Here is a 22,844-nt window from a genome sequence, read left to right as displayed (position 1 = left end):
CCTCTCTAGTAGCTGGCGTAACGCCAGACCTGTCCGAGATCGGGGAGCAGCCCGATGACCAGGCCGAACACGAGCAGTGCGCTGCAGATGCCGAACACCAGCACCTGACGGTCGGGGCCCAGGTAGGCCACGGCGCCCAGGTAGCCGGCCACGACGCAGCCGAGCACCCCGAGCAGCCGGCCGAACCGGGCCTGGTTGATGAGCAGGAAACCCGTGAAGTACGCGCCGCCGAGCAGCACGTGCCCGGCGAGCGACGCCACGCCCAGCCGGGACAGCTGGCCGTTGGCGTACAGGAACGCCGCGAGCACCCCGGCCAGGCAGGCCAGCGTCCCCACGGCGACGGTGATGTCGACGGCGAACGCCCGGAGCACCCGGGCGCGGAACTCCGCCGGGTACCGGGTCCGGCGCAACAGCCCGAGGCTGCGCTCCCCGAACCGGCGGGCCCGCCACTCCAGGACGCCCATGCCGAGCACGATCGGCGTCACGGCCAGCGCCAGGTCGAGCCGGGGCTGGTCGAAGCGCGCGTCGGCGGACAGCAGGTAGAGGGCGGACAGGGCGGCGTAGGCGATGACGGGCAGCGCGCGGGGGATCTCCGACCGGATCGGCACCGCCGGCTCCTTGACGGGGGCGATCCGCACCACCTCCAGCACGGCGAACGCGCACACCAGCAGCACGCAGGCCCCGGCGGCGGCGACGGCGGCCACGGCCAGGGCGCGGGTGCCGTCGCCGAACAGGAAACCGAGGCCGACCCCGACGGCGGGGGCCGACAGCGCGAAGAGCACCGGTTCGCGGCGGTGGAACAGCAGGATGCCGCCCGCGAGCTGGAACGCGAGCTGCGCGACGGTCAGGGCCAGGGTCGGGGGCGGCAGGAACAGCGCGCCGATCGCGGTGGGGACGAGCACGCCGAGGACGAGGCTGCGGCGGAGCACCATGGCGGCCAGGTCCTTGCGGCCGTGCCCGAGCATCCGGTAGGCCACCGAGGTCCAGCCCATGGTCCACACCCAACCGAACGCGGTCGCGTACACCATGCCGGTGATCGTGTCCTTCGCCCCGAGCAGGAACGCGACGGCCGGGAAGACGGCGCTGGGCAGGGTGTAGAGCAGGCCGTGGGACAGTTCGCGCAGGGCCTGGATCCGGTCGGGGCGCGGGTGCGGCTCGCCGGGGCCACGGTGCGGGATCCGCCGGTAGATGTCCTCGGCGAGGGCGAACACGTCCTTGTAGCCGTAGTCCTGCAGGGCCATCCGGTCGGTCATGCCGTCGCTCTCGAGCATCGCGGCGATCTGCAGCGGGTCGATGGCCAGGCCGCAGCGGTCCGACACCTTGGTGGCGAGCGCGTCCACGGGGTCGACCTGGCGGAGCTGGAGCGTGTCGGTCACGCCAGGACCTCTTCGTAGACCGACCGGTAGGCCTCGATGGACTGGGCCAGGGTGAAGTTGTTCAGGATCCGTTCCCGGGCGGCCACCCCGAGCCGGCGGCGCAGGTCGTGGTCGGTGAGCAGCTTGACGCAGCCGGCGGCGATGGCGACGTGGTCACGGGCCGCGCACACGATCCCGGCGTCGCCCACGGCCTCGGCGACCCCGCCGACGTTGGTGCACACTGGCGGGCGGCCGGTGGCCATGGCCTCCACGATGGTGTACGGGAACCCCTCGGAGATCGAGGTCAGCACGTTGATGTGCCCGGCGTGGTACGCGTCGACCTGGCTGGCGATCCGGCCCTCGAAGGTGGCGGAGTCGGTGAGCCCGAGGTCGTCGACGAGTTTGCGGCAGCTCGCCGCGTACTCCTGGTTCACCTCGGGGATCGGCCCGAACATCTTGAGCCGCGCGTCGGGCACCTCCTCCTTGACCAGGGAGAACGCCCGGATCAGGGTGTGCAGGTCCTTGAGCGGGTCGATCCGGCCCATGAACACGATCGTGGGCACGTCCGGCTCGCCGGTCGCGGCGGGGAAGTCGGCCGGGTCGACGCCGTTGTACATGGTGCGCATCCGCGCCGGGGTGGCCCCGTTGTACAGCGCCCAGCGCCGGTTGTAGTTCGAGTGCGGGGCGAGCAGGTCCGCGCTGTGGTAGGTGGCCACGGCCAGGGTGCGGAAGAAGTTCAGCAGCAGCACCTTCACGGCGTGCGGCACGTCCTCGTTGACCATGGACAGGTAGCGTTCCCGCAGGTACACCCCGTGCTCGGAAAGAATGATCTTGGATCCGTTGCGCCACTTGGCGGCCAGCGCGACGAGGCCGGCGAGCCCGTTCATGGCCAGGTGGCAGATGTCGACCTCGACGGGCGGCGCCGACAGGGGCCGGAGCATGTGCTCGATGAGGTCGGCGGCGGTCAGCGCGTCGGCCAGGCAGAGCGGCTCGCCGATGTCCATGCCGGACTCGTGCCAGGCGTCCATCAGGCGGCTGATCGCGGCGTTGCTGGTCAGCGCGGCGGTCAGGTCGGCGATCTGCGCGTAGTCGAACAGGGCCCGCAGCGCCTGGAGGAACGACTCGCGGCCCTGCTGGCTCCAGCGTTCCCGCACCTCGGCGGGCCGGATCAGGGCGCGCAGGAACGTGGCGTGCGCGTCGGTGAACCACTGCGGCTCGCGGTCGGGCTCGCGCTCGCGCTGGGTCCACAGTGGGATGTTGATGACCTGGTCGAGGTTGTCGGGGATGTCCCAGACGCTCTTCTCGACCCCGGTGACGGTGAGGGCCACCACCTGGAACCGGTGCTCCGGCATGCCCCGGATCAGCTGGTCCATCCAGACGCTGACCCCGCCGAAGTGGTGCGGGTAGGTGCCCTCGGAGATCATGGCGACCCGGGTGGTGCGCCGGTCGCGCTGCCGGGGGACCACCGGGTCGGCCACGGAGGCCCGCCCGATGGCCCGCCAGCTCTTCAGCGGGGTGTGGGGGCGTGTCGTCATGGGGAGCATCGCCCCCACCTCCCTTCTACGGCTTCGGGTACGCGGTCAGGACGGTCGCGGTGGGCACCTTGGAGATCGAGTCGGTGCCGTACGCGTCGAACCCGGCCGCCCGGACACCGGTGGCGAACACCGGACCGGTACCCGTGAAGGTGACCTGGTTCGTGGCCCGGTCCCACACGGCGTCGTTGCCGGCGGACAGGGACCCGAAGTGCGCGGTGCGGTCGGCCACGTAGCCGGCGAGCGCGACCCAGTCGGGGTTGCGCAGCGGCACGTTGTAGTAGGTGCTGTACTTGCCGGCCACGGCGCGCAGCCAGTCGAACGTCAGGTTCTTGTTCGCCGCGTACTGGCGCAGGTTGTTCTGGTGCATCGTGTGCGAGTACGCCGAACCGGTCATCACGTGTTGCAGCGCGACGTCCGACTCGTGACCGATGACCTGGTCGTAGGTCTGGTTCACCGGCCAGTAGGGGAACTTGCCCTGCGGCCCGTAGTAGGAGTTGTAGAACTGGGTCTCCTGCGCCGGGTTGGTGACGTGGTAGGCGATGTTCGTCGGCCAGTCGGGCACGATGAGCAGGCTCGGCTCCAGCGGGTGGTAGATCCCGCAGTTGAAGCAGGACGGCTTCTGGCTGGCGAAGGACATGTTGCCGTGCAGGTACTTCACCCCGGCGGCCTTCGCGGCGGCCAGCAGGTTCACGTTGGACGCGCCGAGCCCGTAGTCGGTGGGCGGGTCGATGTCGTTGTTCGGGTCCGGGTGGTAGACGCCCAGGCCCGAGTACTCCGGGGTCTTGAGCACCGTGGTCGGCACGGCCAGCCCGATCTGCGCGGCGGCCGTCAGGTTGCTCTGGATCTCGGTGAGGCTGGTGTTGTAGTCGGTCGCGTTCATCTTCGGGTGGGTCAGCGTGTGGTTGACCCAGCGGAAGTCGTTCTTGTTGCACCGCGACTGCCCGGTCAACGGGTCCTCGAGGATGATCGCGCAGGCGATGTTGACGCCCGGCTGGATGCCCTCGCCGTTGTAGGGGACGTTGAGCTCGAAGCCGGCCGCCAGCGGGTACGTGCTGCGCAGCGAGGCCTGCTGGGTCTTCGTGCTGGTGACGTCGGTGCCGTTCATCCGGTAGCCGGGGTCGGAGTTCACCGTGCCGTCCGGCTGGAGGACGTCGCCGTTGTTGAACCAGTCGTCGACGTCGACGTTGAGCCAGTGCCGCTGCTCGCCGAGGAACACGCCCTTCGACGCCCACCGCAGCAGGCCGTACGTCAGCAGGTTCGCCTGGATCAGGTACTGGTTCGACGTGAACGTCAGGGCGAGGCGCTCCCGGCCGTCGGCGGTCGTGCTGGTCACGCCGATGACGCTGCCGCCGAGGGTGAGGATCGGGGTGGCCGCGCAGTTCGGGGTGACACTTGTCCGGTACACGTAGGACAGCGAGATCGGGATGTTCGCCGCTGCCTTCAGGTAGTCGAAGATCGGCGCGCCGGCGGTCGTGAGCACCGCGTTCTGCGGGGTGTCGCCGATGCCGCCCTCGCTGACCGGGGTCAGGCAGTAGGTCTCCGGGTAGGTGCCGTAGGAGGTGTACAGGGACACCTGCCGCACCTTGTACGCCTTCTCGTACTCCCAGAGTGCCGTCCACTCGGCGGGGTCGAGGGCGCTGACGTAGTTCCCGTTGTCGTTGTACAGCAGCGCGTTGTTGGTCAGCAGCACCGCGTTGTACTTACCGGTGCCGTCGGGCCGGGTCAGCGCGCCGAGGGGCGCGTTGCGGGCGTACAGCAGGTCGTAGGGGGCGCCGATCTGGTCCAGGCTGGACTTCCAGGTGGCGGCGCCGAAGTCGCCCGCGTCCACGGCGATGACGAGGGCGCGCAGGGCCACCTTGTCGGTGGGGGCCAGCGCGGCGGCCGCGCGTGGTGCGGCGGTCGACAGGGGACCGTTGCGGACCGGGAGCTTCTCCGGGGTCTTGACCTGCGGCCGGGCCGCGTCCGCCCGGATCACGCTGTGCTTGTGGTCGTCCGTGTGCCCCGGCGCGGCCTGGGCGGTGGTGACCGTGCCGGACACCACTGCCACGGAACCGACGAGGGCGACAGTCAGAATGATGCGTCCGGGCAGACTTCTGCCCGGCATGCGATATTTCATGCCACATCCTTGATGGGACGGGCAGTGATCAATAGAGCACTGCGGGTGTGGGGGAGGGGCTCGTGTGAAGTAAACCGTCCCCGGGCAGCGCGCATGACGGCTCCGACAAGTTGCCGACATGGTGACTAAGAAAGAGGGTTTGGGGTAATGCGGGGTTCACAGTGGAGGACGTGGCCCTGTTGGTCCGAAGAACCAACCAAATGTCTGATTCAGGGTACCTGAAGGGGGGAGTCCCCCTCGGGCACCGGCACGCCGATCTCGGCGAGGATGTCGCGGGCCGTCCGCCGCTGGTCCTCGTCGCCGGTGGCCTCGGCGAGCAGTTCCAGGGTCCGCGCCTCGCCCAGCAGGTGGCCCGTCGTGCGGTGGATCCGGATCGCCTCCCGGCCGTCGACGACCGCGAGGTCCGACTCGCCGCGCGCCAGGTGGATCCGGGCCCGTTCGGTGAGCGCCTGCCCCTCCAGCACCGCGTACCGCAGCTCCCGGGCCAGTCCCAGGGCCGCCGTGGCGTCCTCCAGGGCCGCCCCGGTGTCCCCCAGGGCCCCGGACGCGGCGGCCCGCCGGATGAGCGCCACGGTCCGCTGACCGGGCTGGGCGTTGACCACGGCCACGTCCACGGCCCGGGTGTGCCCCGCCACGGCCTCGTCGAACCGCCCCAGCCGCCAGCGCACGTCCGCCAGGTTCGTCTCCACATCGGCCTCCAGTCGCACGATCCGGTGCTCCCGGACCAGCGCGACCCCCTCGCGCAGGTCGGCGAGGGCCGGCTCCAGCGCACCCAGCTCGGCGTGCGCCTCCGACCGGCCGCTGAGCGCCGAGACCACGGTGTCCACACTGGCTATTCCCCGGGCCAGCGCCAGGCCCCGGGTGAACGTGTCCACGGCCAGGGCGGGCCGCCCCAGTTGGTGGTACGAGCGGGCCAGGGTCGTCAGGAGTGATGCCCGCACGTTGTCCAGCTCGTCGGCGGGCAGCAACGACAACGCCGTACTCAGCTCGGCGGCGGCCCGGTGCAGCCGGCCCGTCTCCAGCAGCACGATGCCCAGATTGGCCAGAATGGACGCCCGGACCTGCGGGGCCAGCTCGAAGCCCAGCGCCGCCTCCAGGTGCCGCGCCCCCTCCTCCATCTGGCCGCGTTCGCTGAGGATCCGGCCGCAGTTGGCGAGCAGCACCACCTCGTAGTCGGTGAAGCCGTGCGCGCGGCTCAGCTCCAGGGCCGCCCGGCCGTGGTCGAGGGCCCGGTCGTGCCGGGAACCCACGGCGTTGGCCAGGCTCAGGCTCAGGTGCGCGGCCGTCCGGACCAGCGGCTCGTCGGCCGCCGTCGCCGAGGCCAGGCTCGCCTCGGCCGCCGCGAACCAGTCGACGGTGAGTTTGCGCTGCCAGAAGTACCCGCGCAGGCTGTCGGCGAGCAGCCAGGCCACCGAGGGCAGGCCGGCGGGCGGCTCCGCGATCGCGGCGACCAGGTTGGCCCGCTCCGCGTCGAGCCAGGCCAGCGCCTGCGCGTGGGTGTCGAACGCGGCGGCCCCGGGCACCGTGCCGGCCGGTCGGGGCAGCCGGAGCATCTGGGGGTGCAGGACGTGCGCGGCGGTGTGCGCGGCGTCGCCGTACCAGAGGTGCAGCCTGTGTTCCGCCGCCGCGCGGTCCGCCGGCTCCTCGTCGGCCTCGGCCCGTTCCCGGGCGTAGGCGCGGACCAGGTCGTGCAGCGTCCACCGGCCCGGGGCGTGCCCCTCGACCAGGTGCGCCGCCGCGAGCCGTTCGAGCCCCTCGGCCGCCTCGGCGAGGTCCGTACCCGCGAGCTGGGCCGCCGCCGCGGCGGTCAGGTCCGGGCCCGGGGCGAGGCCGAGCAGCCGGAACAGCCGGGCCGCCCGGGGCGCCAGCGCCTGGTAGGACAGGTCGAACGCGGCCCGCACCGAGGACTGCTCGTCCCCGTCGACCTCCAGCGCGGCCAGCCGGTTGCCGGCCCGCAGTTCCGCCGCGTGGTCGGCCAGGGGCAGCGTCGGCCGGTCCGCCAGGTACGCGGCGCTGATCCGCAGGGCCAGCGGGAGGTGGTCGCACAGGCCGGCCAGCTCGGCGGCGGCGGCGGACTCGGCGGTGACCCGGCCGGGGCCGACGATCCAGGCCAGCAGCGCCACCGAGTCGGGGCCGGACAGCACGTCGAGGTGCAGCCGGCGCGCCCCGTCGCGGGCGGACAGGCCGGCGAGCCGGTCCCGGCTGGTGATCAGCGCCAGGCCGCCCGCGCCGACCGGCAGCAGCGGGCGCACCTGTTCGGCGCTGTTGGCGTTGTCGAGGAACACCAGGAGCTGGCGGCCGGCGATCCGGCTCCGGTACAGGTCGACGGCCTCGTCCAGGTCGACCGGGATCTGGCCGGGCGGCACGCCGAGCGCCCGGAGGAAGCGGGCCAGCGCCTCGATCGGGCGGAGCGGGGCGGAGGTGGAGTAGCCGTGCAGGTTCACGTACAGCTGGCCGTCGGGGAAGCGGTCGCGGACCTGGTGCGCCCAGCGCAGGCCGAGGGCGGTCTTGCCGACGCCGCCGATGCCGGCGATCACTCCGACGGGTACCGGGCGGCCCGCCACCGGGTCGCGCTGGCCCGGGATGTGGATGGCGGGGCCCTCCGGGGGGCCGCCGGGCGCCGCGTCCGGGCCGGTGACCCCTGCCGGCTCGGCGCACAGCAGCGTGTCGAGGGCCGCGAGCTGGTCGACCCGGCCCGTGAAGTCGGCGATGCTGGCCGGCAGCAGCCGGGGCACGTCGCGCGCCTCGGCGGCCGGCGCGGGCGCGGCCGGGGTCTCCGGCGGCTCCAGCAGCAGGACGGGGTCGTCGCGGAGGACGGCCAGGTGCAGCCGGTTCAGGTCCGGGCCGGGGGTCAGGCCCAGCTCGGCGGCGAGCCGGCGGGTGATCCGCTGGTGCGCGTCGAGGGCCTCGGCGCGGCGGCCGGCCCGGTACAGGGCGAGGATCCGCAGCTCGGCGAGGCGTTCGCGCAACGGGTACCGGACGGCCAGCTCGGCCAGCTCCGTCAGCACCTCGTGGTGCCGGCCGTACTCCAGCTCGGCGGCGATCCGCAGGTCCGTGGCGTCCTGGAACGCCGCGTCGATCGGGGGCCAGATCCGCTCCCAGATCCGGTCGTTGAGGATCTCCCCGAACAGCCCGCCCCGGTCCAGGGCGTGCGCGGCCCGGTGCAGGGCGACCTTCGCGGCCAGGTCGGTGGCCGCCGTGGCCCGTTCGACCAGCAGCCGGAAGCGGTGCAGGTCCACCCGGTCGGGCTCGCCGGTGAGCAGGTAGCCGTCGCCGGAGCGGGTGAGGGCGAAGCCGTACCGGTCGGCCCCGGCGGCGGCCAGCCGTTTGCGGATCCGGGACACGTGCACCTGGACGGCGCTGCGCGGCCGGGCCGGGGGCTCGGTGTCCCAGAGCAGGCCGATCAGCCGGTCGGTGTCCACAGTGCAGCCGAGGTATACGGCCAACAGGCCCAGCAGCCGGCGCTCCATGCGCTGACCTATGTCGATGGACTGCCCGTCTGCGACGGCCTCGACCGTGCCTAGTACGCGCAACTCCATGTCAGGAGGTTAGTCCAGTACGGACCGTGTTCGGGAGGCCCGCGCTGTCGGTTACAGGTCGTACTGGTAGAGGTTGTACCGCTTCATCAGCGTGATGACCTTGTCCGCGTACCGGGGATCCGTGGCGTAACCGGCCTTCGCGATCCGGCGCGCGAACTCGTCCGGGTTCCCGGTCGCGCCGAACGAGCCGGCGTAGCGCTCGTTGACCCGGAGGAAGCGGCCGTGGTCGTCGTAGGAGTCGGACTCGCTGCGGTACGACCGGAACGTGGCCGACGTCGGGTAGCACCGGGTCCCCGCGCACTCCGACGTCCTGTACTTCGCGCACCCGGTCGCGATCGGCCCCGCCCAGCCGAAACACTTGATCCCGAACAGGTTGTGCTCGACCCTGGCCAGCTCGCTCGCGCCCCAGCCGGACTCCAGGATCGCCTGGCCGAGGCTGACGGACGCCGGCACCCCGTAGGTGGCCTGGGCGCGGCGCGCGTGCCCGACGCCGGAGGAGATGAAGGCCCCGGCCTCCCGGGGTGCGGCCGGACCGGCGGGCGCGGCCCCGCACACGGGCGGCTCCGCGGGCCGGGCGACGTAGGCGTCGGAGACGAAGCCGCCGGAGGTCAGGCGGTCCCACCGGTTCGTGGTGCGCACCGTGCCCTCGACCATCTGACCGGTGACCTGGCAGTCCACGGTGAGCGGCGTACCGTTCTCGACCGTGCCGACCCGGGTACTGGTCGCCGACGCCGCCGAGCGGACCTTCAACGGGATGCCGGGGGTGCGGGCGACGGCGCTGGTGGGCGCCTGGGCGAGCGCCCGGGACACGGCGGCACCGGACACCCCGGCCAGGGGTGCGGCGACGGTGGTCAGGGGCGCTGCGGACACGGGTGGGGCGGGGGAGACGAGGAACGTGCCGATCGCCGCGCCGGTCAGGACCACCAGGGATCGCATAATCGCCTCCAAGTACCAGATAACTCTCCAAAGGTACCGGATGGACATCCGGGCTGAGAGGGGAATCGGGCAACTCTGAGGCTGATCGTGGATGTCCGGGCAGCTCACGGCCCCGGGGGCTCAACGGGGCCGGAACGAGCGGAACCTCACCGGACTTCGGCGGGTGGGAGTGCGGGCCTAGGCCCTGCGTAACTGGTCCGCCCATACGGGACTGTGATGGACCACCAGGCGCGCGGTGCCGAGATCGGACCCGGTCAGCACCCGCACCGCCGTGACGGAGTCGGGCTCGCCGAGCCCGGCCGCGCGCAGGTACGAGATCACCTGGTCGAGATCGGCGCCGGCCGCCAACTGGTCCCTCGCCGCGGCGACGACCTGCTCTAACCGTTCGGCGGGCTGCATGTCGCCAGTATGCCGGCGAAGATCGCGGGGCCGGAAGGACAAGTTGTCCGTCTTCGCAGATGGTGATGAACAATATTGCACAGGGTAAATGCTGTGTAAACACGTAGTAATGGTGGGCGGATAACCGCAGGACAAGGGTTTCCTCGGATTCGGGTGCCGTACGTATTCACCAGCATGACTTCATGCGAAAACTGACGATGAGGTTACTGACCGGGTTGGCGGTGGCCGCGCTCGTCGTGGTGTCCCTGCCGGGCTCGGCGGGCGCGATCCGGGGCGGCACACCGGTGTCGGTGGCGGACTATCCGTGGGCGGCGGTGAGCACCCGGCCGGGCAGCGCGCACCCGTACAAGGAGTCGTGTAGCGGGGTGCTGCTGTCGCCGACCCTGTTCATGACGGCCGGGCACTGCACGATGAAGGTGGAGACCTGGGACAAGCGGACCGTGATCGTGGGCCGGTCCGACATGGCCACCACCGAGGGGATCGAGGTGAAGCCGGTCGACGCGTGGCTGCACCCGGAGTACCCGAACTGCAACGAGGGCTTCCAGTGCGGCGACATCGGCATCTGGGTGCTGGAGAAGCCGGTGGGCACGTCCTACGTCCAGATCGGCACCGCCGCCGACGAGGCGGTGGGCACCAGCTCCACCATGGTCGCGTGGGGTCAGACGGGCGGCGGGCAGAACTCCACGGTCGCCCGCAGGGCGACGTTCCCGGTGACGGCGGAGAAACCCTGCAAGGACAAGGGCTACGACTTCAAGACGGGTACGATCCTGTGCTTCGGCCCCGTCAACGGCACGGTCGGCACGTGCGTGGGCGACTCCGGGGCCGGGTACGTCGTCGGGACCAAGCTGATCGCCATCCACTCGGGCGGGGACTCCAGCTGCAACGGCCCCGGCATGGGCATGCGCGTCGTCGACCAGGCCGCCAACATCCAGAAGATCATCGACGGCCAGGGCGAACAGTCGGGCTGGCGGCACCTGGGCACCTCCACCCCCACGCCGGCCGGGGACTTCTCGGTGGCGGTCGGCCCGGCCGCCGGCACCGTGGCCCCGGGCGGGTCGACCACCGCGACGGTCGGCACCGCCACGACCTCCGGCGGCGCGCAGACCGTGAACCTGACGGCCAGTATGGGGGCCGCCGGCCCGCTCGGGATCACCGTCGCGCTCAGCCCGGCGTCGGTGCGGTCCGGCGGGTCGTCGACCATGACCGTGACGGCGGCGTCGACCACCCCGCCCGGCACGTACCCGATCACGGTGCTCGGGACCGGGGCGACGACCAGCCATGAGGCGACGTACGCCCTGACGGTGTCCGGGGGAACGCCGACCCGCACCTTCCGCGCCGACACTGACTACCCGATCCGCGACAACCAACGGATCTTCAGCCCGGTGTCGTCCACCGCCACCGGACAGGCCGCCACCTCGGTGGCCCTGCGGATCGGGCTCGGCCACACCTGCCTGGAGGACCTGGGCATCTCCCTGGTCGCGCCGGGCGGGCAGGTCTACACCGTCAAGCTCTCCGGCAGCGGCAACTACCCGTGCACCCCGTGGAACGGCGAGAAGGCGTTCACCGTGGCCGGGGTGAACTCGGCGGCCTCCGGCACCTGGCAGCTGCGGGTCACCGACTACGGGCCCGGTGACCAGGGCACCCTCGACTACTGGTCGCTGACGCTGTAGCGGCGTGTCGTCCCGGTCCCGGACATCCGGGACCGGGACATTGTTTACGCCACGCACGTTGATCTGTCTTGTCCACACAGGTCATCCTGGGGCGGTCATGTCGCATCACACCTCCCGAAACTGGAGGCACCATGCACATCCCGCGCATTCTCGGCCGGTTCGCCGTCGCCGTCACCGCGAGCGTCCTGGCCGCCGTCGGACTGGCCGCGCCGGCCGGGGCCGCCGTCCAGACGCCCGGCATCGACGTCTCGCACTACCAGGGCACGATCAACTGGACCTCCGTGCGCAACGCCGGCATCCAGTTCGCGTACATCAAGGCGACCGAGGGGATCGGGTACAAGGACACGAAGTTCAACACCTACTACCCGGCCGCGTACCACGCCGGGGTCATCCGGGGCGCGTACCACTTCGCGCTGCCCGACCGGTCCACCGGCGCTGCCCAGGCGGACTTCCTGGTCGACAACGGCGGCGCGTGGTCGCGGGACAACCTGACCCTGCCGGCGGCGCTGGACATCGAGTACAACCCGTACGGGGCGACCTGCTACGGGAAGAGCGCCTCGGCGATGGTGGCGTGGATCAACGACTTCCTGGCCCGGTACCAGGCCCGGACCGGCCGGTGGGCCGTCCTCTACTCCACGACGAACTGGTGGCAGACCTGCACCGGCAACTACTCCGGGTTCGCGAACCGTAGCCCCTTGTGGCTGGCGCGGTACGCGAGTGCGCCCGGGACGCTGCCGGCGGGCTGGCCGGTGTACACGATCTGGCAGTACTCCTCGACGGGGTCCGTGGCCGGGATCGCCGGCAACGTCGACCGGAACAACTTCAACGGGGACCGCGGCCGGCTGCTCGCCCTCGCGAACAACACCTGACGGGTACCGGGGTCGGCCGGGTGGTTCCGGGTGGCCCCGGTCCGGGGTGACCTGGCCCGTGCGTCCGTGACAGGTGTGAGCGCGGGTTCCTGCGCAGCCGGGCGGTTCCGGGGGCCGGGGCGGCCCGGGGCCGGGGTGACTTGGCCCGTGCGTCCGTGACAGGTGCCGGCTTCCCGGGGCGGGCCTCGTTGGGGGCCGCTGGCGGGGTGCGCGGTCCGGGATCGGGGTGACTTCGCGCGTGCGTCCGTGACAGGTGCGCGGGCGCGCTTCCTGGGGCGGGCCGCTCCGGGGTGTCTGGACGGCCCGGGATCGGGGTGACCCAGGCCGTGCGTCCGTGACAGGGGAGGGGCTGCGGGGGCGAGTTGTGTTGCCGCCGGTCGGGGGTGGCGGGGTGGCGGTCGTCGGGGGTGGGTGCCGGGACCGGGGCGGGGAAGGGCCGCCCGGTCGGGCGTACCCGTCGTGAGCTTGGCCTCTTTGACGGGGGCACGCCGATAGGCCAGCATGGGGCGGGGCAGCAGTGGAGGAACCCGGTGGGAGTCCGGGGCGGTCCCGCCACTGTGACCGGGCATCCACGCCCGGGAGTCAGGAACTTCCGCTGCCCGCAATGTCGCAGCTATTCGCGGGCGTGGACACCCGCGGAGAGGACTCACCCGTGGTGCCGTTCCCGTTCTCGGCCGTCGTCGGCATGCCCGACCTGCGGCTCGCCCTGCTCCTCAACGCCGTGTCGCCGGCGATCGGCGGGGTGCTGGTCCGGGGCGAGAAGGGCACGGCCAAGTCGACCATGGTCCGGGCGCTGGCCCGGCTGCTGCCCACCCTCGACGTGCTCGACGGCTGCCGGTTCTCCTGCGCGCCCGGTGCCGAGTACCCGGGCTGCCCCGACGGGCCGCACGACGGCGTGACCGTCCGCAAGGACGCCCGGCTGGTGGAGCTGCCGGTCGGCGCGACCGAGGACCGGCTCCTCGGCTCCATCGACCTGGAGAAGGCCCTGGGCGGGGGCACGGTGTCCTACACCCCCGGCCTGCTGGCCGCCGCCCACCGTGGCGCGCTGTACGTCGACGAGGTCAACCTGCTCCCCGACCACCTCGTGGACGCCCTCCTCGACGCCGCCGCGATGGGCGAGGCGCACGTGGAGCGCGACGGCGTCTCCCTCAAGCACGCGGCCCGGTTCCTACTGGTCGGCACCATGAACCCGGAGGAGGGCGAGCTGCGGCCCCAGCTCCTCGACCGGTTCGGGCTGACCGTGGAGGTGCGCGCGCCCCGGGTCGCCACCGAACGGGTCGAGGTGGTCCGCCGCCGGCTCGCGTACGAGGCCGCGCCCGAGGCGTTCGCCCAGTCCTGGGCCGGGGCCGACACCGTCCTCGCCGACCGGATCGCCACCGCCCGCGCGCACCTCGCGAAGGTCGAGCTGCCCGACGCGGAACTGCTCCGGATCGCCCAGGTCTGCGCCGCCTTCGACGTGGACGGGCTGCGCGCGGACCTCGTGGTGGCCCGGACCGCCATCGCCCTCGCCGCCTGGGAGGGCCGGGCCGAGGTGACCGCCGCCGACGTGGAGGTGGCCGCCCGGCTGGCCCTGCCGCACCGGCGGCGGCGCGACCCGTTCGACGCGCCCGGCCTGGACGAGGACACCCTGCAGGACGCGTTGCGGGACCCGCCGGCCCCGGAGGAGCCCGAGGACGACCCGGACGGCAACGGCCCGGACCCCGACGACGACGGCGGCCCGGATGACGGCGGTCCGGACGGCGGCCCCGGTGGCGCGCCCGAGCCCGACCGGGACCGGCCCGCGAACCCGCCGGACGCCGACCGGCCCCACCCGCCGACGCCGGACCGCCAGAACCCGCCGGACCCCGACAAGGCCCCCCACCAGCCCCGGAGCCAGTCCGACGACGGCAACGGCACATCCGGCCAGGACAAACACGGCAAGGGCGACCCGTTCCGCGCCCGGCTGCTGACCGTCCCCGGCACCGGGCAGGGTGCGGCGGGCCGCCGTTCCCCGGCGTACACCCGCAGTGGCCGGGTCGTCGGCGCCCGGCTGCCCGACCCGACGCTGACCGGGGTGCACCTGGTCGCCACGGTCCGCGCGGCCGCCCGGCGCGGCTCGTCGACCCTGGAGCGCCAGGACCTGCGCGCCCCGGTGAAGAAGGGCCGCGAGGCCAACCTGGTGCTGTTCGTGGTCGACGCGTCCGGTTCGATGGCCGCGCGCCGCCGGCTGGGCGCGGTCACCGACGCCGTGTTGTCCCTGCTCATGGACGCCTACCAGCGCCGGGACAAGGTCGGCATGATCACGTTCCGGGGTAGTGAGGCGCAGCTGGTCCTGCCGCCGACGTCGAGCGTGGAGGTCGCCGCCGCGCGGCTGCGGGACCTGGGCACCGGCGGCCGGACCCCGCTCGACGCGGGCCTGCGCCGGGCCGAGGACACCCTGCGGATCGAGCGGCTGAAAGATCCGTCCCGCCGGCCGTTGCTCGTCGTCGTCACCGACGGCCGGACCACCTCCGGGCCGACCCCGGGCGCGACCGCCGGCCGGTTGGCCGCCGCCGGGGTGGCCAGCGTCGTCGTGGACTGCGAGTCCGGGCACGTCCGGCTCGGCCTCGCGGGGCTGCTCGCGACCCAGTTGCGCGGCGAGCACGTGCCCCTGGCCGACGTGTCGGTCCAGAGCCTGCGCACCGTCGCCGGCCGCGCCGCCTAGCCGGGACCGGCGACCATGTCCTCCGAGCCTGGGCCTCGCGGCTGGTGTGCCGCCGCCGTGTCGCGGCTGGTTGTGGTCGTGCGGCCAGGCCTCGGATCCGTGACGTTGGATCCCGATCCTGGGCCTCGCGGCCGGTGTGCTGCCGCCCTGTCAAGGCATGTCGTGGTCGGATCCGTGACGTTGCGTCCCGTGTCTGAGCCTCGCGGCCGGTGTGCCGCCGTCCCGTCACGGCTTGTCGTGGTCGGACCCGTGACCTTGCGCCCGGAGCCCGGACCCCGCCCCCGATCGGCCGATGCCCCGCCGGGCCGGTTCGTGGCCGCACCGGCCGGCCGGATCCCGTCGTCACCTCGGAGGATCCGCCCGGCCGGGGCCGCGGTGCGCGGAGCGGGTCGGGCGGCGGCGGTCGGCGGCCCGGGACAACGCCCGGGGCGGTAGCCCCGGGCCGCGCGTGCCCTCCGGCGCCGGACGAACCGCCGGACACCGGAACAGGCGCCCCCGTAACCATCACATGGTGTCGATCTTGATTTGAGGAGTGAACATGCCGCAGGGCAAGCCCGAGACGGTCCCCGACGACGGCCTCACCACCCGCCAGCGCCGCGCCCAGCCGGTCCTCGCCGTGCACACCGGCCTGGGCAAGGGCAAGTCCACGGCCGCGTTCGGCATGGCGTTGCGCGCCTGGAGCGCGGGGCTGCGGATCGGGGTGTTCCAGTTCGTGAAGAGCCCGAAGTGGAAGGTCGGCGAGGAGGCGGCGATGCGCGCGCTCGGCGAGACGGGCAAGGGCGGCACGGTCGACTGGTTCAAGATGGGTGAGGGCTGGTCGTGGCTGGCCCGGCCGGGGACCGAGCGCGACCACGCCGTGGAGGCCGTCGAGGGCTGGGCGCAGATCAAACGCGACCTCTCGGCGGGTACCTACGACTTCTACGTCCTCGACGAGTTCACCTACGTGATGCACTGGGGCTGGGTGCCCGTCGAGGAGGTCGTCGAGGTGCTCGGCGCCCGGGACGGCGCGCACGTGGTGATCACCGGCCGGTACGCGAAGGACGAGCTGACGGCCGCCGCCGACCTGGTCACCGACATGGGCAAGGTCAAGCACCCGATGGACGCCGGCCGCAAGGGGCAGAAGGGCATCGAGTGGTGAGCCTCGCCGTGCCCCGGGTCGTGATCGCCGCCCCCGCGTCGGGGCACGGTAAGACGACCGTGGCGACCGGGCTGCTCGCCGCGCTGACGGCCGCCGGGCACCGCGCCGCCGGCTTCAAGGCCGGCCCGGACTACATCGACCCCGGGTACCACTCGCTGGCGTGCGGCCGGCCGGGGCGCAACCTGGACCCGGTGCTCGTCGGCGAGGAGAAGATCGCGCCCCTGTTCGCGCACGGGATGGCCGGCGCCGACGTCGCGGTCGTCGAGGGCGTGATGGGGCTCTACGACGGGGCCGTCGGCCGGGGCGACTTCAGCTCCACCGCGCACGTCGCGCACCTCCTCGACGCGCCCGTGGTCATGGTCGTGGACACGTCCTCGCAGGGCCGGTCGGTGGCGGCCGTGCTGCACGGGTTCCGGTCGTTCCCCGGCGCGCCCCGGATCGGCGGCGTGATCCTGAACCGGGTCGGCTCCGACCGGCACGAGCAGCTGTTGCGGGACGCGTGCGAGGAGGTCGGGACCCCCGTGCTCGGGGTCCTGCGCCGGCACGCGGTGATCTCCGCGCCGTCCCGGCACCTCGGGCTGGTGCCGGCCGTGGAGCGAACGGCTGCGGCCCGGGAGTCCGTGGCCGCGTTGGCCGAGCTGATGGCCGACCTGGTCGAACCCGTCCTGGAGGTCGCCCGGACCGCCCCGGAGCTGGTCACGACCCCGTGGGCCGCGCCGGTGCTGGAGCGGGCGGTCCGGCCCGTGATCGCGGTCGCGGGCGGGCCGGCGTTCTCGTTCGGCTACACGGAGACCACCGAGCTGCTCACCGCCGCCGGGGCCGACGTGGTGACCTTCGACCCGCTGCGCGACCCGGCCCTGCCCGCCGGCACCCGCGGCCTGGTCGTCGGCGGCGGCTTCCCCGAGGTGTACGCGGCGGAGCTGTCCGCCAACGCGACCCTGCGCGCGGAGGTGGCGGCCCTCGCCGCGACCGGGGCGCCGGTGGCCGCCGAGTGCGCCGGGCTGCTCTGGTTGTCGCGTTCCCTCGACGGCGCGCCGATGTGCGGGGTGCTCGACGCGGAGGCGGAGATGACGAAGACCCTGACTCTGGGGTACCGCGACGCCGTCGCCGCGTCCGACAGCTGGTTCGCGCCGGCCGGCACCCGGCAGTCGGGGCACGAGTTCCACCGCACCGTCGTGGCGCCGAGGGCGGGGGCGGCGCCGGCCTGGGTGAGCGCGCACGGGCCCGAGGGGTTCGTGGCGGGCGGGGTGCACGCCTCGTACCTGCACGTGCACTGGGCGGCGCGGCCGGAGATCGCGGCCAGGATGGTGGCGGCGTGCGGATAGGGCCGGGTGCCGGTGTGCCGGAAGGCCGGGCGGTGCCGGGTGTCGAGGCGCTGGCGGTTCCGGCTGTCCAGGGCGCGCGGCTGGTGCTCGGGGTCGGGGCCCGGGCCGGGGTGACCGTCGAGGAGCTGGAGGCGGCGGTGGCCGCGGTTTTGGCGACGGCCGGACTGGGTAAGGACAGTGTGGATCGTCTGGTGACGGTGGCCGCGAAGGTCACCGAGCCGGCGGTCGTCTCGTTCGCCCGCGCGGCCGGTTGGCCGCTGGTGGGATACCCGGCCGAGGAGCTGGCGGCGGTGCCTGTACCGCACCCCTCGGCCGTGGTCGACGGTTCCGTGGGTACGCCGAGCGTCGCCGAGGCCGCCGTGCTGCTGTCCGGGGCGACCCTGCTCGTCCCCAAGACCAGCACGGCGCGAATTACCCTAGCTGTCGGGACTTTGTCCTAGTTCCCTAGATACGCCAAGTGACGATAGGATCACAGTTCCTGTCAATTCACGGTATCGTGTGACTACAGTGGACACCGTGAGAACTCCGCACCCGATCGAAGTTGAGTCCTACCGGATCCTGCGGGCCGCCTGCGACACCCACGGGCTCCCACCCCGCAGCCGCGACGTCGTCGAGCGGATGGTGCACACCAGCGCCGACGAGAGCTGGTGCGCCGACCTGATCCTCGACGAGCAGGCCCTGGCCGCCGGAGCGGCCGCCCTCGACGGTGGCGCGCCCCTCGTGGTCGACGCCCAGACCGTGTGCGCCGGCATCGCCGCCTATCCGTCGCTGTGCCTGATGGACAGCGAGGCCGCCTACGACATCTCCGTCCGGACGGGCATCACCCTGCCCGCCGCGGGCTTCCAACTCGCCGCCTCCCGGGTCGCCGACGGCGCGGTGTGGGTGGCGGGCAGTTCGCCCACGGCGCTGTGGGAACTGCTCCGGCTCGCCGAGGGCGGGGTGCTCCGCCCGGCCCTCGTGATCGGCCTGTCCGTCGGGTACGTCGGCGCCGCCGAGGCCAAGGCCGCGCTGCGGCGCAGCGGGCTGCCGGCGATGTCCAACGTGAGCGCGAAGGGCGGGGCGGTGGTCGCGGCGGCGGCCGTCAACGCCCTGCTGTACGGCGACATCTACTGACGCGCGACGCCCCTCCGGAGAGGCTCCGGAGGGGCGGGTGGCGTGACGACGGCGGGGTCAGCCGGCCGGCGGCGGCAGCGCCGAACCCTTCAGGAAGTCCCCCCAGCTCAGGTCCCACGCCGTCCACCCGTTGCCGGGCGACAGCGCCTGCTCGGTGTTCTTCACCACGATCGGGTCCCCGACCTTCGTGAAGTCGTACGTCCACTTCGCGCCGTCGGCGGCCACGTTCACGCAGCCGTGCGAGACGTTGTTGCGGCCCTGGTCGGCCACGGACCACGGCGCGGAGTGGATGAACTGGCCGTCCCAGGTCATCCGCTGGGCCCACTCGATGTCGGTCCGGTACCCGTCGGGGGAGTTGGCCGGGACGCCGTACGTGCCGGAGTCGAAGACCGTCTTCGGCAGCTTCTCCATCACGACCATCGTGCCGTGGAACGACGGCTTGCTCGGCTTGCCCAGGCTGACCGGCATGCTCTTGACCTCGGCCCCGTTGAGGGTGGCCACCATGGTCTTGGTGTTGTTGTCGATCACGAGCTCACGCTTGTCGTGGTCGATGGTGAACTCGCTGGTCACGTCGTACTGGCCGTACTTGTCGCCGCCCAGGGGCAGGCCGCCGAGCCCGTAGCGCACGCTCACCTTGGTGTCGGGCTGCCAGTACTCCTTCGGCCGGTACTCCAGGTGGCTGCCGCTGAACCAGTGCCACGCGCCGACCTGCGCCGGGGTGCTCGTGACGAACAGCCGCTTCTCCACGGCCGCGCGCTGCTCCTTGGGGACCTGGTAGTCCTTGAACTCCATGACGATGGGCATCGCCTGCCCGTACACCGTGTTGTCGCTGACGTACACGTGCACGTTGACCCGGTTCTTCGGGCTGGACATCGTCGTGAACGTGCTGGAGGACCCCCAGACCTTCACCGTGTACTGCGTGTCGTAGCCGAGCGGCTCGGCCGGCACCCAGGAGCTGCCGTCGGCGCGCGCCGTGCCCTTGACCTCGCCCTTCGGGCCGGTGAGCTGCACGTCGGCCGCCTTGCCGCCCGCGACCACCGCGATCTCGGCGGAGACCGGGACGTTGACGTCCTTGTCGGCCGGCGTCACCTGCGCGGCGGAGCCCTTGGTCGGCCCGGCCGAACCCTTGCCCTGCGGATCCTTGTCGGACTTGCCCGAACCGCAACCGGTCAGGACCACTGCCATCGTGGCCATCACGGCCACGCCCACCATCAGTCGTCTGCGCGCCATGTTGTCCTAGGCTACCCGCTCCCCGACGACCGTGACCGGGTGAGCTGATCTTGGGGTGCGCGGGGGCTGGGTGACCAGCGCGCCGATGCTGAGGACAAAAACGACGAACAGCGCACCGAACCACCACCAGCTGAAGATCAGGCCGCCGACGACCATCAGGAGCCACTGCAGGGGCATGGAGGTGAGCAGCAACACCCGCCCCGCGCGGGGGAGCTGGTGGCGGAAAGCGCTGACCAGCAGGAACCCGGCGACGGACACCAGGAACGCGCCGAGCAGGCAGAGCAGGATCCCGAGGACGAGCACGGTCTCGCCGGTGGGGCGGCCGCCCATGCTGATCGAGTACTCCCGGGTGGAGCTGCGGAGCACGAACAGCAGGCCGCAGAAGACCGCGGCCTCGCCGAGGACGCCGAGCGCGGCGGCGGCGGAGAGGAGGCGTCGGACCATGCCCGAGAAGCTACTCGTCGGTAGCCATCCTTTCAAGAGTCTCGATCTATTGTGCGGATTTCTCTGGGAAGTCCCGTGTGGTCCGCACGGGGGCGTTGACAGGGCCCCGCATTAGAAGTCTATTGTGCTAGCTAACTAGATGAATGGAGGCCGGGTGATCGAGTTCCACCTGGACGGCCGGTCGGGGGTCTCGCCCTACCAGCAACTGGTCCAGCAGGTGCGCCAGGCGCTGCTGCTGGGCATGCTGCGCAAGGGTGACCAGCTGCCGACGGTCAAGGAGGTCGTGGCGCGGCTGGCGATCAACCCCAACACCGTGCTCAAGGCGTACCGGGAACTCGAGCACGAGGGTCTGGTGGCCGCGCGGCCCGGCGTCGGCACGTTCGTGACGGCGACGCTGGCCGACGACACGCTCGCCGCGCACGGCCCGCTCCGCGAGGAACTGCGGCGCTGGCTCGACAGGGCACGCCTCGCCGGCCTCGACGAGGAGAGCATCGAGGCCCTGTTCCTGACCACCTTCCGTACCCCCGCAACGAAGGAAGAGGAATGACATCCGTGATAGAAGCCCAGGGGCTGGGTATGCGCTACGGGCGCCGCTGGGCGTTGCAGGACTGCACCCTCGACATTCCCGCCGGGCACGTAGTCGGGCTCGTCGGGCCCAACGGGGCCGGGAAGACCACCTTCCTGAACCTGACCGTCGGCCAGATGGCGCCGACCGCGGGCAGCATCCGGGTCCTCGGCAGCCGGCCCGCCGACACGACGGCGCAGCTCGCCAAGGTCGGTTTCGTCGCGCAGGACACCCCCACCTACGCGGGCCTGACGGTCGCCGAGCACCTCCGGCTCGGTGCCCGGCTCAACCCCGGCTGGGACGCGGCCCTGGCCGCCGCCCGGATCCGCGATCTCGGCCTGGACCCCGCGCAGCGCGCCGGGAAGCTGTCCGGCGGCCAACGCGCCCAGCTCGCCCTGACCCTGGGCATCGCCAAGCGGCCGGAGCTGCTGGTCCTGGACGAGCCGGTCGCGGCCCTGGACCCGCTCGCCCGCCGCGAGTTCCTCCAGAGCCTGATGGAGGCCGCCGCCGAGCACGAGTTCAGCGTGGTGATGTCCTCGCACCTGGTCTCCGACCTGGAGCGGGTCTGCGACTACCTCGTCGTGCTCGTCGGCTCCCGGGTCCAGCTGGCGGGCGAGGTCGACGAACTCCTGGCCACCCACCACCTGCTCAGCGGCCCCCGCCGCGATCCCGGCACCCTGCCCGCCGGCGTGCACGTCGTCTCCGCCAGCCACACCGACCGGCAGAGCACCCTGCTGGTGCGGACCGGCACCCCGATCCGCGATCCCGAGTGGACCGTCAGCCAGGTCAGCATGGAAGACCTCGTCCTCGCCCACATGAGCAGGCCCGCCACCGCGGGCGACGACCGCACGCCCGCACTGGAGGTACAGAAATGATCTGGCTGACCTGGCGCCAGTTCCGGGTGCAGGCCGGCGTGGTGTTCGCCGCCCTCGCCGTCCTCGGCGTCGCCCTGGCGGTGACCGGCCCGGCCATGGCCGACGAGTACGCCGACGGCATGAAGGCCTGCACCGCGCAGGGCGACTGCGGGCCGTTCACCGGGCAGTTCATCGAGGACCACACGTCCCTGTTCGTCGCGTTCAGCATCATCGTCCTGCTGCTGCCGGCCATCATCGGGATGTTCTGGGGGGCTCCGTTGGTCGCCCGCGAGTTCGAGGCCGGTACCCATCGACTGGTGTGGAACCAGAGTGTCCCCCGCACCCGCTGGCTCGTGGTCAAGATCTCCCTCGTCGGGTTGGCCGCGATGGTCGCCGCCGGCCTGGCCAGCCTCGCGGTGGGCTGGTGGGCGAGTCCGTTCGACCAGGCCCTGGCCGTCCGGATCCCGCGGTTCGCGCCCGAGTTGTTCGACGCCCGGGGGATCGTCCCCGTCGGGTTCGCGGCCTTCGCCTTCGCGCTCGGCCTCACGGTCGGGATCCTGGTCCGGCGCACGGTGCCGGCCGTCGCGGTCACGCTGGCGCTGTTCGCCGTCGTCCAGGTCGCGGTGCCCCTCGCCGTGCGGCCGCATCTCGCCGAGCCGGCCCGGGTGACGACGGCGATCACGGCCGACAACATCAGCGGCCTCATGATCGGTTCCGGCGGCCGCATGTCGGTGATGGTGGACCTCAGCCAGCCGGGCGGCTGGATCCTGTCCAACGAGACCGTCGACGCGGCGGGGAAAGTGGTCGGGGCCATGCCCGAGTCCGTCAGCGCGAAGTGCACCCCGGACGGTTCCCAGACCGGCGGGATCCGGATGCGCGACGAGTGCTACACGAACATCAGCCAGCTCGGGTACCGGCAGCAGGTGATCTACCACCCCGCCGGCCGGTACTGGGCCTTCCAGTGGGCCGAGACCGCGATCTTCCTGGTCCTGGCCCTCGGCCTCGCCGCCTTCTCCTTCTGGTGGATCCGCCGCCGTCCCGCCTGACACGGACCGGGGCCGCCCGCGCGTGCG

The 22,844-nt window shown here is 72.5% G+C and carries 18 protein-coding genes and 1 riboswitch; of the genes, 10 read left to right on the top strand and 8 right to left on the bottom strand.

The features are described 5' to 3' along the window. Window positions 1-5: 5 nt before the first annotated feature. The 6 genes from AB0M43_RS18225 to AB0M43_RS18200 all read right to left on the bottom strand — a co-directional run bounded on the left by AB0M43_RS18225 (window position 6) and on the right by AB0M43_RS18200 (window position 9,880). Window positions 6-1,376 (bottom strand): hypothetical protein, encoded by a 1,371-nt coding sequence (locus AB0M43_RS18225; RefSeq protein WP_363726043.1) that lies wholly within the window; start codon window positions 1,374-1,376, stop codon window positions 6-8. Then, window positions 1,373-2,890 (bottom strand): GT4 family glycosyltransferase PelF, encoded by a 1,518-nt coding sequence (gene pelF / locus AB0M43_RS18220; RefSeq protein WP_363726041.1) that lies wholly within the window; start codon window positions 2,888-2,890, stop codon window positions 1,373-1,375. Before pelF ends, AB0M43_RS18225 begins: the two co-directional genes overlap by 4 nt. 25 nt (window positions 2,891-2,915) lie before the next feature. After that, the gene (locus tag AB0M43_RS18215; RefSeq protein WP_363726039.1) at window positions 2,916-5,006 is read right to left on the bottom strand and encodes a hypothetical protein; all 2,091 of its coding nucleotides are present in this window, start codon (window positions 5,004-5,006) and stop codon (window positions 2,916-2,918) included. 209 nt (window positions 5,007-5,215) lie between these two features. Then, window positions 5,216-8,545, bottom strand: a complete 3,330-nt coding sequence (locus tag AB0M43_RS18210) for a BTAD domain-containing putative transcriptional regulator (protein WP_363726037.1) — start codon at window positions 8,543-8,545, stop codon at window positions 5,216-5,218. Between the two features lie 51 nt (window positions 8,546-8,596). Next, window positions 8,597-9,481, bottom strand: a complete 885-nt coding sequence (gene gsmA, locus AB0M43_RS18205; RefSeq protein ID WP_363726035.1) for a sporangiospore maturation cell wall hydrolase GsmA — start codon at window positions 9,479-9,481, stop codon at window positions 8,597-8,599. Window positions 9,482-9,658: 177 nt separating this feature from the next. Further along, a complete protein-coding gene (locus AB0M43_RS18200; protein WP_363726033.1) occupies window positions 9,659-9,880 on the bottom strand; it encodes a hypothetical protein in 222 nt (73 codons plus the stop codon). Between the two features lie 182 nt (window positions 9,881-10,062). Between AB0M43_RS18200 and AB0M43_RS18195 the strand changes: the two genes are divergently transcribed. The 7 genes from AB0M43_RS18195 (at window position 10,063) to AB0M43_RS18165 (ending at window position 18,678) form a co-directional block, all read left to right on the top strand. After that, complete coding sequence (locus tag AB0M43_RS18195) at window positions 10,063-11,550, top strand: trypsin-like serine protease (RefSeq protein WP_363726031.1); 1,488 nt, start codon at window positions 10,063-10,065, stop codon at window positions 11,548-11,550. 131 nt (window positions 11,551-11,681) lie between these two features. Further along, window positions 11,682-12,419: a lysozyme gene (locus AB0M43_RS18190; protein WP_363726029.1), complete on the top strand. Its 738-nt coding sequence runs from the start codon at window positions 11,682-11,684 to the stop codon at window positions 12,417-12,419. 522 nt (window positions 12,420-12,941) lie between these two features. Then, a riboswitch (cobalamin riboswitch) is annotated at window positions 12,942-13,009 on the top strand. Window positions 13,010-13,023: 14 nt separating this feature from the next. After that, a complete protein-coding gene (locus tag AB0M43_RS18185) occupies window positions 13,024-15,102 on the top strand; it encodes a magnesium chelatase subunit D family protein (RefSeq protein WP_363726027.1) in 2,079 nt (692 codons plus the stop codon). Between the two features lie 538 nt (window positions 15,103-15,640). Beyond that, window positions 15,641-16,240 (top strand): cob(I)yrinic acid a,c-diamide adenosyltransferase, encoded by a 600-nt coding sequence (gene cobO / locus AB0M43_RS18180; protein WP_363726025.1) that lies wholly within the window; start codon window positions 15,641-15,643, stop codon window positions 16,238-16,240. After that, window positions 16,234-17,565, top strand: a complete 1,332-nt coding sequence (locus AB0M43_RS18175; protein ID WP_363726023.1) for a cobyrinate a,c-diamide synthase — start codon at window positions 16,234-16,236, stop codon at window positions 17,563-17,565. Before cobO ends, AB0M43_RS18175 begins: the two co-directional genes overlap by 7 nt. Beyond that, window positions 17,556-18,005, top strand: a complete 450-nt coding sequence (locus AB0M43_RS18170) for a cobalamin biosynthesis protein (protein ID WP_363726021.1) — start codon at window positions 17,556-17,558, stop codon at window positions 18,003-18,005. Before AB0M43_RS18175 ends, AB0M43_RS18170 begins: the two co-directional genes overlap by 10 nt. A 76-nt stretch (window positions 18,006-18,081) precedes the next feature. Continuing rightward, on the top strand, window positions 18,082-18,678 hold the full coding sequence (locus AB0M43_RS18165; protein ID WP_363726020.1) for a precorrin-8X methylmutase: 597 nt from the start codon (window positions 18,082-18,084) through the stop codon (window positions 18,676-18,678). A 57-nt stretch (window positions 18,679-18,735) separates the two neighbouring features. On the opposite strand, the gene AB0M43_RS18160 is transcribed toward AB0M43_RS18165, so the two are convergent. Together AB0M43_RS18160 and AB0M43_RS18155 are read right to left on the bottom strand one after the other, a co-directional pair. Next, window positions 18,736-19,908, bottom strand: coding sequence for an Ig-like domain-containing protein (locus AB0M43_RS18160; RefSeq protein WP_363726018.1), 1,173 nt, complete (start codon window positions 19,906-19,908; stop codon window positions 18,736-18,738). A 6-nt stretch (window positions 19,909-19,914) separates the two neighbouring features. Then, window positions 19,915-20,352, bottom strand: coding sequence for a hypothetical protein (locus AB0M43_RS18155; RefSeq protein WP_363726016.1), 438 nt, complete (start codon window positions 20,350-20,352; stop codon window positions 19,915-19,917). Window positions 20,353-20,506: 154 nt separating this feature from the next. Between AB0M43_RS18155 and AB0M43_RS18150 the strand changes: the two genes are divergently transcribed. The 3 genes from AB0M43_RS18150 to AB0M43_RS18140 are packed head-to-tail and all read left to right on the top strand — an operon-like array spanning window position 20,507 to window position 22,817. Beyond that, on the top strand, window positions 20,507-20,899 hold the full coding sequence (locus tag AB0M43_RS18150; protein WP_363726014.1) for a GntR family transcriptional regulator: 393 nt from the start codon (window positions 20,507-20,509) through the stop codon (window positions 20,897-20,899). Continuing rightward, window positions 20,896-21,792: an ABC transporter ATP-binding protein gene (locus AB0M43_RS18145; RefSeq protein ID WP_363726012.1), complete on the top strand. Its 897-nt coding sequence runs from the start codon at window positions 20,896-20,898 to the stop codon at window positions 21,790-21,792. Before AB0M43_RS18150 ends, AB0M43_RS18145 begins: the two co-directional genes overlap by 4 nt. Beyond that, entirely contained in the window at window positions 21,789-22,817 is a 1,029-nt protein-coding gene (locus AB0M43_RS18140) for an ABC transporter permease subunit (protein WP_363726010.1), read from the top strand. The genes AB0M43_RS18145 and AB0M43_RS18140 overlap by 4 nt, the downstream gene beginning before the upstream one ends. The last annotated feature ends 27 nt before the right edge of the window (window positions 22,818-22,844 follow it).

This window comes from Longispora sp. NPDC051575 (assembly GCF_040681875.1).
Classification (GTDB): domain Bacteria; phylum Actinomycetota; class Actinomycetes; order Mycobacteriales; family Micromonosporaceae; genus Longispora.
Note: the sequence above shows the minus strand (reverse complement) of the source record. Positions and strands in the feature narration are given on the sequence as shown.